The sequence below is a fragment of the Natronolimnobius baerhuensis genome, assembly GCF_002177135.1.
In the GTDB taxonomy this organism is placed as follows: domain Archaea; phylum Halobacteriota; class Halobacteria; order Halobacteriales; family Natrialbaceae; genus Natronolimnobius; species Natronolimnobius baerhuensis.
This window is the reverse complement of record NZ_MWPH01000001.1, coordinates 1,193,210-1,205,062: the sequence shown is the minus strand read 5'-3', so window position 1 is coordinate 1,205,062 and position 11,853 is coordinate 1,193,210. Positions and strand designations below refer to the sequence as shown.

Here is an 11,853-nt window from a genome sequence, read left to right as displayed (position 1 = left end):
CTCGTCTCTGCAAGGCCACCCTGACCGACGCCACGGCGACCCCTCGTAAAGTAAATTGCAAGGTACATACTAGTGATTTTAATACACAGGGGTTGATACCAGTGACGAGAACTGATGACTGATCGGACCCACTTGCCGACGACCGACGCCGCCGCGGAGGACCGGCGTTCGGACATCACGTCGAATCGCGATCAAACTGAGACGGCCCTCGAGCGACGGTCGTACATGCAGCTACTCGCCACACTCGGCGTGGCAACCCCGCTGCTTGGCGCTGCGAGCGAGACGGCGACTGCGCAAGCGGCAAGCGATGACTGGGAATCGGCAGCCGACGAACGGATCGAGACACACCGAACGGGCGACCTCGAGGTCGTCGTCGAAGACGACTCCGGTGAGCGGGTCGCTGACGCCGACGTCGCCGTCGAGATGGACGAGCACGCGTTCGGATTCGGCGTCGCAATCGACGCGCCGACGTTGCTCGAGGCGGACGAGACCGATCCCTATCGCGAGCACACGCGAGAACTATTCAATACCGTCGTGCTCGGCGACCATCACAAGTGGCGGTTTTTCGATGACAATCCCCAACCAGCCAATGACGCGACGGCATGGGCGCTCGAGCACGACCTTGACGTCCGAGGCCATACCTGCCTCTGGGGTAACGTCAACGCGTGGTCGATCCCGCCGGACGTTGTCGAGGCCATGGGGGTTGACTGGCCCGAGGGCGGCGCGGACGATCCTGACTACGACCCCGAGTACGTCCGCGAGCGCACACTCGATCACATCGAGGATCTCATCGAGCACTACGGCGACGATATCATGGAGTGGGAAATCGTCAACGAGGTGCTCCACGAGACGGCGCTGATCGCAGCGGTCGAGGAGGGGCCGGACGAGGAACTCGAGCCGACCGCAGCAGCTACCGCGCCGATTCTCGCCGAGTGGTACGACCACGCACAAACCATCGCCGACCGCGAGGGTGTTGGTATCGCCGTCAATGACTACAACACGCTCGAGGGCGACTACGCGGACACGCAGGCGGCGTATCACGACCAGATTCAGTTCCTGCTCGAGGAAGGCATCGACCTCGACGGCATTGGCTTTCAGTGTCACTTCGACGCGGCGGAGACGCTCGAGCCGGAGGCAGTGTATTCGATTCTCGACGAGTTCGTGGAGTACGATGTCGGCCTGCGAATTACCGAGTTCGACACGTTTCAGGAGTTACAGGGCGTCGAGTGGGAGAGCGACGAGGCGAAAGGCGAGTTCCTGTCTCAGTTTCTCACAACGGTCTACAGTCACCCGGCGGTCGAGCAGTTCGTGCTGTGGGGGCTCTGGGACGGCGATCACTGGGGCGAGAACTTCGACGGCCACGAGGCCGATGCACCCTTGTTCTACGAGGACTGGGAGCCGAAACCTGGCTACGACGCCTACACGGACCTCGTCTTCGAGCAGTGGTGGACCGACGAATCGGGTGCGACCGACTCGAGCGGGCGCTACGAGACGCAGGCGTTTCTGGGGACACACGAGGTCACGGTGACGGTGGACGAGACGACCGTGACGGAAACGGTTTCGGTGACAGAATCAGACGGTACAACGGAAGTCGTTGTCACGGTCTCCGATGATAGTGAGGAGATCTCGGTTGGCGGCTACGAACCACAGGATACGACAGGCGACGGGTTAGCCAACGATATCACCGGTGATGGGCAGAGCACCCACGACGACGTTGCCGTTTTCTTCGAGCATATCGACGGCGATACGATTCAGGAGAATCCGCAACTGTTCGACTTTGCTGAAACCGGAGATGTTGGGTTCAGGGACGCTCTTGCGCTGTTGCGGACGATCTGATAGTGCGTTCAGCCATGCTCTCTTGTTGTTGCTGAATAATTTTAAATTTCCAATCTAACGGTATACTCTCTTCTCTACTTACCATTCCCAAGCATGCGCTATTCTGGAAATGATGAATACGCCTGTAGGACTTGTCGGATATGATTATCTTTTTCGGATGGATCACTAGCGTCTAATGCGTTCTCGAGGTGCTTCCGACCTCTGTCTGGTAGTCCTTCTAATGGACTAACTACTGACTCCCCAAATTTCCTTCCAGACATCGTAGCTATATTCAAGCGATAGAACTTGAATGAGAGATTCTCAGAAGGCGTTTTGGGATAGACATTTAACAGCGGGGGTGTCGCGTTCCTTGTAAGTGCACTTGTCGCACAGCTGTTTTCAGCCTCTGGAATCATTTCGAGGTCTCCACGAACAATGACGCTCTTCGTGGGTGTTTCAGTAAATGCAGTAAGCGTTGCTATATCGGTCGTTTCTACTACTTTCATTTTATGACTCTCTTCGGTATAGACGAATTGGAAGTAGAGTGCGTCTCCATCGTATCCAAATGACTCTGGTATGGCATAGGTTTCTGCTCCGTCAGTGAGCGATAATACCCCAGCATTCACGTCACAGAGAAATGACTCTATTTCCTCCCGGCTCATTTCCTCAACAGTCATCATCTGATTCTTGTGGAGAGCCAAACGTAGCGTATAGGGGAATTCCCACTTTGTAGTAAATTCGTGTGAATACTCTTGAATAAATCCCAATAATTTTGACTCCCTGCCCATACAAATAAACTCGGTCCTACATACTGTTACCATTTTCACGGATACTATCCTATTCATTCTGATATAGTGATATAAAAATTAACTAACACTATAGGGAACTTTTATCATGGTCTGTCGCGACATAATTTCACGTATGAGCCAACAGCAACATACGGCGATGGAGCGTCGACGCGTCTTGCAAGCAATGGGCGGACTCGCAACCGCTTCGCTTCTTGGTGGGGCAATGACCGGAACGGGGATGGCGGCCCACGACGACGAGTACCGTGGCGTGCGCGTCAATCAAGTTGGGTATCCACTCGAGGGACTCAAACGAGCGATTATCACGTCCCAGGCGATGGATGTCGACGGCGTCTCGACGTTTTCGCTCGTCGATGCCGACAGCGGCGAGGCGGTCTATGAGGGCGACCTCATGGACGAAACCCTCGGTGAGGGGCCAGATGCAGCCTCTCCCTGGGATGGCGACGACGCAGTGACTGACGAGTTCGGCACGGACCACGACCTCAAGTACGCCAATTTCACCGAGTTCGACGAGCCGGGCGAGTATCGGGTCGTCGTCGGGGACGAGGAGTCCTATTCGTTCGAAATCGATGACGCGAGCGAACTGTACGCACCAGTGCTTCGGGACGTCGGTCGCCTCTATACGCTCAAGCGCTCGAGCACCCGTATCGAGGACCCCTACACCGGCCTCGAGATGGGACCCGGCCACGAACAGGACGAGGAAGCCATCATTGCCGAACCACTCGGCGACTGGCTCGAGGACTACGAGGCCGGCGACACGATCAGCATTACCAACGGCTGGTACGATGCGGGCGACTACGGCAAGTACGTCAACCCGACGGGGGTTACCGTTGCGCAACTCATGCTTGCCTACGAGCGCAACCCCGAGTCGTTCCACGCCGGCCAGTTCCACATCGACCATCTCGTTGATGATCCGGAACTCGGCGACATGCCGGACGTACTCGTCGAGTGCAAGGAGGGCCTGCGCTTTTTGACGCAGATGCAGCGGCCAAACGGGTCGCTGTTCTACAAACTCGCGGGCAACGAGAGCTTCCCGGGCATGGACGTCGCACCCGAAGACGACGATATGGATCGGTACGTTTTCGGCACCTCCTCGGCCGGCACGGCCCACGCCTGTGCGGCCTTTGCGATGGCCGCCCGCGTCTACGAGGACCACGACCCCGATTTCGCCCAATCGATGCTCGAGCATGCCGAGGACGCCTGGGCCTGGCTCGAGGCCAACCCGGACCTTGTCTGGGAGGAATCGGCAAATCAGGACGAAGGGTCGGGTGCCTACGGCCGCGATGGGTTCGATGAACCGGATCGATTCTGGGCGGCCGCCGAGTTGTTGCGGACGACCGGGGATGACAGCTACGATCAGTGGATTCAGAACACTGACCTTGGCTTCGACAGCTTCGAGGGAGAGGTCGATGACCTGCCCTCGGACGAAGAAGCGCCAATCGACTGGAACAACCCAGTTGGCCTCGGCCACTACGCGTACTTCTGGGCCGACGGCGATCTCGCTGGCACCAGCCACGAGGATACAGAGACGGCCGCTGCTGGACTCAATGGCGCGTACTGGGCGACACAACGATACCTCGACGATCCGGCCGCCAACGAGTTCGACGCGTGGACGACCGGCGTCTACGGCCTCTACTGGGGCTGGACGAAATCTGGCCTCTCGAGGGCGCTCCAGGGTATCTGGGCCGTCGAGATGCACGAGGAAATCGGCAACGAGTGGATCGCAGATCAGCCGGAAGCCGACGTGATAACGGAGCCACTCCATCACGTCCTCGGGCGCAGTCCGACGGGGTACTCGTTCGTCACCGGCCACGGCGAGCGCTCGACGCAGAACCCACACGACCGCATCGTCCAGAGCCAAGAGATGGACGAGCCGATTCCGGGCATGCTCGTCGGCGGCCCACACCTCGGCGACGGTGTCGAAGACGACGAGACGCTCGAGCACCTCGGTGTCGACTCGCCGGGCGCGTTCGACCAGGGACCGCTGCTGGCGTATGCGGACATTCACGACTCCTATGCCACGAATGAGTGGGCGATCAACTACACTGCGCCGCTGTTCATGCTGCTGGCCGAAGTTGTCGGCACCATTGACGAGACGCCCGAACCCGACCCAGTCGAAACGGGTGATAGCATTCAGGTCGGCGAGTACAACACCGAAGACACCACGAGCGACGGTCTACACAACGACTTCACTGGTGATGGCGAGACCACCCACGACGACGTGACGGCCTTCTTCGAAAATCTCGAGGACGAAAACATCCAGAACAACCCAGAGGCGTTTGACTTCGCTGGAGACGGCGAGGTCGGATTCGCGGATATCGTGGAAATGCTCAACCGAATCTAAGCTCGCAGCGACACGTTCGAGTGCATTCGGTTCTCGATTGGTGTGACTCGAGCGAATTCGAGTTGCCCGCTTATATTCATGTCTACGAGCCAACTAGAAACCACAGCATTTAAGTACGTTTCGGCCGTTATTGGTGAGCACTGCATAGCGTTTTCACTGCGATTTGACGGTTTCAACACAATGACTGACTCCACAATCCAAACCCGTAGCGACGAGCGGCGCCACACCGACCAAGAACAGGAGCGGGAGTCCAACAAGCAGGCAAGCGAGCGAGAACAGTGTCCGGAGTGTGGCGGTCGTCTCGTTTCGGACGCCGAACACGCCGAGACAGTGTGTGATGACTGTGGGCTGGTCGTCGACGAAGGTGAGATCGACCGCGGGCCAGAGTGGCGCGCATTCGACTCCGCAGAGAAAGACAAGAAGAGCCGCGTCGGTGCCCCGACGACGAACATGATGCACGATCAGGGCCTCTCGACGAACATCGGCTGGCAGGACAAAGACGCCTACGGCAAATCCCTCTCGAGTCGCCAGCGCCAGAAGATGCAACGGCTGCGTACCTGGAACGAGCGCTTCCGCACTCGCGATAGCAAGGAGCGCAACCTGAAACAGGCACTCGGCGAAATCGACCGCATGGCGAGTGCGCTTGGGCTGCCAGAGAACGTCCGCGAGACTGCGAGTGTCATCTATCGGCGCGCACTCGAGGAGGACCTTCTCCCGGGTCGCTCCATCGAAGGCGTCGCAACTGCCTCGCTGTACGCCTCCGCGCGCCAGGCCGGAACCCCGCGCAGTCTCGACGAACTCACGGCGGTCTCTCGCGTCGAGAAAGACGAAATCGCTCGGACGTATCGGTATGTCATCCGCGAACTCGGTCTCGAGGTCCAGCCTGCCGACCCGGAGAGCTACGTGCCCCGTTTTGCGAGCGATCTGGACCTGCCCGACGAGACCGAACGCCGCGCCCGCCAGTTGCTCAAGACGGCCAAAGACGAGGGTATCCACAGTGGCAAGTCGCCGGTCGGCCTCGCGGCTGCTGCGGTCTACGCCGCCGCGTTGCTCACGAACGAAAAAGTCACCCAGAACGACGTCAGCGAGGTCGCGAGCATCTCCGAAGTCACCATCCGAAATCGGTATCACGAACTGCTCGAGGCCGAAGAAGCCGCGCCGGTCTGACTGCGCGCCGCTGCTGGTGCAACCGTGGCCGTCTGCAGGTGACGTGGCCCACACTACCGCGGAAGGTCCAAATCAGGGTTACCTTCGCCTTGGAAATGGAGAATTTAATTAGCGTCCGTGTTCACAATCTCTCGTTAGTATCGTTTAGCCACTCTATACTGAAGGTCTCAATTCGATACTGGTCGAGTATGAACGGTGAATGCGACAACTGCGAGTCAACATCGGAGATCGCATACACGCTGACGACCCACCTCGAGCGCAGCGATGACCAGATTGACCTGCACTTTTGTTCGACGGACTGTCTGCAGGTGTGGACGTAGGCTGTCCGTCGACTCGTGTGGCCTCGAGTGCATTCCATGGGATGGCTGACACTTATTGTGATCCTCATCGAAGGGTCGGTATGGCTTCCCCGCTGGCACTCGAGGATAGCGACTCGAGCACCGAACTGACGACGGAGTTTCGGACGATCAACGGAATCGAACTCCATACGGTCGTCGCGGGCGACCCGGCCGATCCGCTCGTTGTCTTTTTACACGGCTTTCCGGAGTACTGGGGCGCGTGGCGACGACAGATTGCACCGCTCGTCGAGTCGGGCTATCGCGTGCTCGTGCCCGATCAGCGAGGTTATAATCGAAGCGAGAAGCCACGCGGCGTTCGCGCGTACCGCCAGCCCCAACTCGCGGCCGATATCGCGGGGCTAATCGAGTCTGAGGGCACTGGGAGTGCTCATGTCGTCGGCCATGATTGGGGCGGCATGGTTGCCTGGGACCTCGCGCTTCGGTATCCCGAGTACGTCAACCGACTTACGATTGCCAACGCACCGCACCCGACGGCGTTCCGCCAGCATCTGCTCTCGAATCCCGCCCAGATTCGGCGCAGTTGGTACGCCTACTGCATTCAGGTACCCTGGCTCCCCGAGCGACTCTGTCGGTACGACGACTTTCGACTCCTCGAGCGCGCGCTCCGAGACACCGCCGCGCCGGGAACGTTCACCGACGACGATCTCGAGCGATATCGTCGCGCTTGGAGCGTCCCCGGTGCGCTCTCGGGCATGCTGAACTGGTATCGTGCAAGCGCCAGATACCCGCCAAACCCGCCGCGAGAGCAGATTGACGCCCCGACGCTTGTTATCTGGGGCACCGATGACGTCGCGCTTGGGACCGAACTCGCCCTCGACAGCTACGAGTACTGCCCTCGAGAGGAGCGCCGACTCGAACTCCTCGAGGGAACGAGTCACTGGGTCCAGCACGAACACCCCGAGCGCGTGACTGAGTTGTTACTCGAGCATGCTGCTGCGGGAGACGCGACCCACACATGACAGTCTGACGCACTCACTCTGCGTCGGGCGATTCCCAGCCGGTAGGAACAACGGCGAATATATTCCCGCCTGCTATGCATAGGGACCACTAGAACTCACTCCCATGGCTCAGGCAACACTCACACTGACGATGCCCGAGCAGCTCTGGATTCAGCAGCTGTCGACGGCCCATCCCGAAATGACGTTTCGCGTCCTGGCGGCCGTTCCTGGCGCGGACTCGGGGTTTGCACTCGTTCGAATCGCCGGCGCGGACGTCACCGACGTACTCGAGGCGACGCGGGACCACGATCAGATTACGGAACTGACAGTTGCACAGCGAAGCGAACACGAAGCGACGGTTCACTTCGAGACGACGGCTCCGCTGTTGCTGTTTTCCTCACAGGAGTCGGGCATTCCGATTGAACTCCCCATGGAAATCGTCGACGGCGAGGCGACGGTCGAGGTCACCGGCTCGCGGGACCGCCTTGCTGACCTCGCCGAGCAACTCGAGTATTTCGGGCTCTCTTATCGCATCGACAACGTCAGCGAACGACTTCATCAGAGTCAACTGCTGTCGGAACGCCAACTCGAGGTTATCGCGACGGCTGTCGATCAGGGCTACTACGACACGCCGCGTCGATGCTCGCTCACCGAACTCGCGGGCCACCTCGGAATCGCGAAATCGACCTGCAGCGAGACACTGCATCGTGCGGAGGAGGCGATTGTCAAGCGGTTCGTCAAGGAACTGCCCGGCTTCGATGCGGAAGCATCGCTCGCTGACCAACTTGCAGCGAACTGAGCGGGCCTCCCCGAGTGTTCCAGAGCGCATAGGTTGCTGTTTTCGTGGACTGTAGCGCCGCTACCGCAGCCACTAATATATGTGCGAATATGTTCGCCTCGATTCTCATGAATTGGAAACTGGGAGTGTAGTACAATTAGACACAGGCGTGAGTGCGCGATAGTGAGACGGGATAGATGGACATATTAAAGTACACCCCAGAAAGTTACTGGTCTACGAAAACGCTGTGTACAGAGGTGTTTTACCCAGATGAGTACGGACGATGAATCATTCCACCCACTCGGAAGCGAGTGGGAAGACGACCTCGAGACGATGCTCGACGATACCGAGTACGATACGGACCTCGGTATGCAAATGGCCCAAGACGCGTTCCGCGTCACCAAGGGCGAACTCTCTGAAGCCGAATTCCACGAGAAATATCACGACGACGTGATGGAGGAGTTCGGTGAGGACGAACGACCAACGAAAGAAGCCCACGAAGAGGCCCAAAAGACCGCCGGTGGTGTCGCTGGGATGCTGAAAAGCTTCGGCGATGGTGACTCCACGGAGAGCCGTCGCGATACGATGAAGAAGATGGGGGCCGGTGCGGCAGCCGTTGGCCTCGGTGCCTGGGGCACGGCCGACGACGGCCCCCAAGCCAGTCTCGGAGCTGCGCAAGAAGACGACGATGAAGCTGCTGACACTGGAGGCGAGAACGATCTCCAGTGGGGGATGACAATCGACCTCGAGCGCTGTGACGGTTGTCTTACCTGTGTTGACGCCTGTACGCAGGAGAACGACCTCGATCAGGGTGTCAACTGGATGTACGTCCTCGCGTTCGAGGACGAGCTTAGCTCTGGTGGCTCACCAGCACCCGACGTTCGCGGTGGAGCGGACGGGTTCGACATGCTTGTCCGTCCGTGTCAGCACTGTACTGATGCACCGTGTGAGAAGGTGTGTCCAACTACAGCACGACACACCCGCGACAAGGACGGTCTCGTTCTCACGGACTACGACGTGTGTATTGGCTGCCGATACTGCCAGGTTGCCTGCCCCTACGGCGTTAACTACTTCCAGTGGGGCGAACCAGATGTCTCGACGGACGAGATCGCGGCTCAGATGGATGTCGAGCCCGGCGAGGAAGGCGACCACATGACCGACGAGCGTGGTCGCTGGGTCGACGCTCGAGCCCCACGGGGCGTCATGAGCAAGTGTACGATGTGTCCAACTCGACAGGACGGCATGATGGGCGACGAGATGGTCGGAACCACGGCTTGTGAGGACGCCTGTCCACCGGACGCAATCCAGTTTGGAAACGTCAACGACGAGCGAAGCGATGCATACCAGCACCGCGAGAACCCGAACAAGAGTCGCTCGATCATTGATGTCCACCACAACATGCCGTCACCAGACGAGATCGACGAGGAACTCGACGGCGACACCGATCTCGAGGACGCGCTTGAAGCGCTCGAAATCGAGTCTGATGTGGTCGCTATCATGAAAGCGATCGAGATTACGACCGAGGACCTCGGTCCCAGCGACGAGGAGAACACGACGATCCTCGAACAGGAACAGGAGGTTCTCGAATCCGTTGCAACGCTTGAGGAGTACGTTGATCTCGAGGACGAAGATGTGCTGGACGAGCTTCGACTTGGCGATGGTGAGGAGAGCGATGCTGAATCCCGCCTCCGCAACTTCGCCGGTAACCCTCGGTCGATGTTCAAATTGCTTGAGGACATGGGAACGAACCCGAACATCGCGTACATCGGGAAGCAACCCGGACCGAACGCTGAGCAGGTTGAAGGGCCAGTCTCGTATGATGGCTGGGACAGTTTGACCGACAACCGCAAGGAGGTGCTCGACGAGGGCACCGTTGGTGACGCTGGGGTGTCCCTATGAGCACGAAGACGCCATCCGAGGAGGACATCCTCCGGCCAGTTAACCTGTTTACGAAGAAGTATTTCCTGCTCGCGGGAGTCTCCGCGTTGGCGTTTGGCGCGTTTCTCGTCGCCTGGGCGTACCAGCTTCAACAGGGGATGATCGTCACCGGGCTCTCCGACTGGGGGACCGGCGGCGGTGCCACCTGGGGGCTGTACATCGGGGCGTTCATCTGGTGGGTCGGGATCGCTCACGGCGGGATTATCCTTTCTGCCGCAGTCCGACTGCTCGGGATGGATCGGTACATGCCGGTTGCCCGCCTCGCCGAGATGCTGACGCTTGCCGGCCTTTCTGCGGCTGGCTTCTACGTGATTGTCCACATGGGTCGTCCGGACCGGATGGTCACGAGCGTTATCGGCCACTATCACATTACGATCAATAACTCGCCGCTGGTATGGGACGTGACGGTCATTACGGCGTACTTCGTCCTGACCGCAACGTATCTCGGACTCACGCTCCGGTATGACGTCACGCGCCTGCGTGATCAGCTGCCGACTTCTGGACCAACGGTTGCTGGCCGACAGCTGCCGAACGTCTACGAGCCGATCTACAAGACCATGACCATCGGCTACTCCGAGAAAGAAGATCAAATCGTCGAGCGGATGGTCTGGTGGCTCGCGCTGGCGATCATCATCATGGCACCACTCCTACTTCACGGCGGAGTGATTCCGTGGCTGTTCGCCGTCCTGCCAGGCATGCCAGCCTGGTTCGGTGCCGTGCAGGGACCACAATTCCTCACGATTGCACTCACTTCGGCGATCAGTGGCGTGATCATCGTTGCCTACGCGTTCCGCCGCGCCTACGACTGGGACCACATCATGACGGATGACGTCTTCCGTGGCCTGCTCCTCTGGCTCGGCTTTTTCTGCCTGCTGTTCCTCTGGTTGCAGCTCCAGCAGAACGTTACCGGTCTCTTCGCTGCACCCGTCAGCACGGAAGTCGCACAAGAGGCAACGATTGGCCACTGGATGTACCTCTCCGCGATGGGGCTTGTCCTCCTGACGCTCGTGTACATCTTCGCACAGACGATTCGGCCATCGCTGTTTACGAAGGGACGAGCAATCGTCGCCGCAGTGGCGGTCCTTACCGGCACCTTCCTCGAGAAGCTGATCTTCGTCATCGAAGGCTTCCTGCACCCTGAGTTCGAAATCTACGCGGCAACCCCTGGTGAGTACTTCCCGAGTGTAATCGAGTGGCTGTCGCTCGCAGGAACAATTGGGATGGTGACGCTGTTCTTCCTTACGCTCTCGCGAGTTGTTCCCGTCGTGGAACTCCACGCCGTTGAACACCTTCGCGGAGACCACGGACACGGAGACGAACACGATCACGACTCAACCCACGACAAAGCAACTGAACAGGAGGTGAACGCATGAACTCACTCATCGCTGCACTCGCATCGATCTCGCCAGAACTGCTCTATCACGGCTACGACGGGACCGAGGGACTGACTGGGTTCCCCAATATCGGGACCTGGATCATCTTCGGTGTCGTCCTCGTGCCGATCTACGTCATGATCGCCGCATGGTTTGCTGGCGCACCCCGTGATACGAAAACCGGCGGCATGGGCGTCGTCTACCTCGTCGGCATTACGGCGGGGATGTGGGTTCCGATGTTCTTCCTGACGGTGCTCATCGGCATCGTCTTCTTCGGCGGCGCACCGGAACCAATCGGCTCGCCCGGTCCATAAACCGCCCGCAGATTTCGACAC

Annotated in this window: 10 protein-coding genes; 9 read left to right on the top strand and 1 reads right to left on the bottom strand. The window is 59.1% G+C overall.

The window, feature by feature from the left end; genetic code table 11:
• Window positions 1-114: 114 nt before the first annotated feature.
• Window positions 115-1,836, top strand: coding sequence for an endo-1,4-beta-xylanase (locus B2G88_RS05765; protein WP_087714215.1), 1,722 nt, complete (start codon window positions 115-117; stop codon window positions 1,834-1,836).
• Between the two features lie 98 nt (window positions 1,837-1,934).
• Here B2G88_RS05765 and B2G88_RS05760 read toward each other — a convergent pair whose 3' ends face one another.
• Window positions 1,935-2,603, bottom strand: coding sequence for a pyridoxamine 5'-phosphate oxidase family protein (locus tag B2G88_RS05760; protein WP_245835301.1), 669 nt, complete (start codon window positions 2,601-2,603; stop codon window positions 1,935-1,937).
• Between the two features lie 133 nt (window positions 2,604-2,736).
• On the opposite strand from B2G88_RS05760, the gene B2G88_RS05755 reads away from it, so the two are divergent.
• The 8 genes from B2G88_RS05755 to B2G88_RS05725 all read left to right on the top strand — a co-directional run bounded on the left by B2G88_RS05755 (window position 2,737) and on the right by B2G88_RS05725 (window position 11,832).
• The gene (locus B2G88_RS05755; RefSeq protein ID WP_176393182.1) at window positions 2,737-4,965 is read left to right on the top strand and encodes a glycoside hydrolase family 9 protein; all 2,229 of its coding nucleotides are present in this window, start codon (window positions 2,737-2,739) and stop codon (window positions 4,963-4,965) included.
• Window positions 4,966-5,145: 180 nt separating this feature from the next.
• Window positions 5,146-6,132 (top strand): transcription initiation factor IIB, encoded by a 987-nt coding sequence (locus tag B2G88_RS05750; protein WP_054863362.1) that lies wholly within the window; start codon window positions 5,146-5,148, stop codon window positions 6,130-6,132.
• 188 nt (window positions 6,133-6,320) lie between these two features.
• The gene (locus B2G88_RS20060; RefSeq protein WP_281253842.1) at window positions 6,321-6,452 is read left to right on the top strand and encodes a hypothetical protein; all 132 of its coding nucleotides are present in this window, start codon (window positions 6,321-6,323) and stop codon (window positions 6,450-6,452) included.
• An 80-nt stretch (window positions 6,453-6,532) separates the two neighbouring features.
• Window positions 6,533-7,450: an alpha/beta fold hydrolase gene (locus tag B2G88_RS05745; protein WP_087714213.1), complete on the top strand. Its 918-nt coding sequence runs from the start codon at window positions 6,533-6,535 to the stop codon at window positions 7,448-7,450.
• A 103-nt stretch (window positions 7,451-7,553) separates the two neighbouring features.
• Window positions 7,554-8,228, top strand: a complete 675-nt coding sequence (locus tag B2G88_RS05740; RefSeq protein WP_087714212.1) for a helix-turn-helix domain-containing protein — start codon at window positions 7,554-7,556, stop codon at window positions 8,226-8,228.
• A 249-nt stretch (window positions 8,229-8,477) separates the two neighbouring features.
• Window positions 8,478-10,106 (top strand): 4Fe-4S ferredoxin N-terminal domain-containing protein, encoded by a 1,629-nt coding sequence (locus B2G88_RS05735; RefSeq protein WP_054863360.1) that lies wholly within the window; start codon window positions 8,478-8,480, stop codon window positions 10,104-10,106.
• Window positions 10,103-11,518, top strand: a complete 1,416-nt coding sequence (gene nrfD, locus B2G88_RS05730) for an NrfD/PsrC family molybdoenzyme membrane anchor subunit (protein WP_087714211.1) — start codon at window positions 10,103-10,105, stop codon at window positions 11,516-11,518. The genes B2G88_RS05735 and nrfD overlap by 4 nt, the downstream gene beginning before the upstream one ends.
• Window positions 11,515-11,832: a hypothetical protein gene (locus B2G88_RS05725; protein ID WP_054863359.1), complete on the top strand. Its 318-nt coding sequence runs from the start codon at window positions 11,515-11,517 to the stop codon at window positions 11,830-11,832. The genes nrfD and B2G88_RS05725 overlap by 4 nt, the downstream gene beginning before the upstream one ends.
• Window positions 11,833-11,853 lie beyond the last annotated feature (21 nt).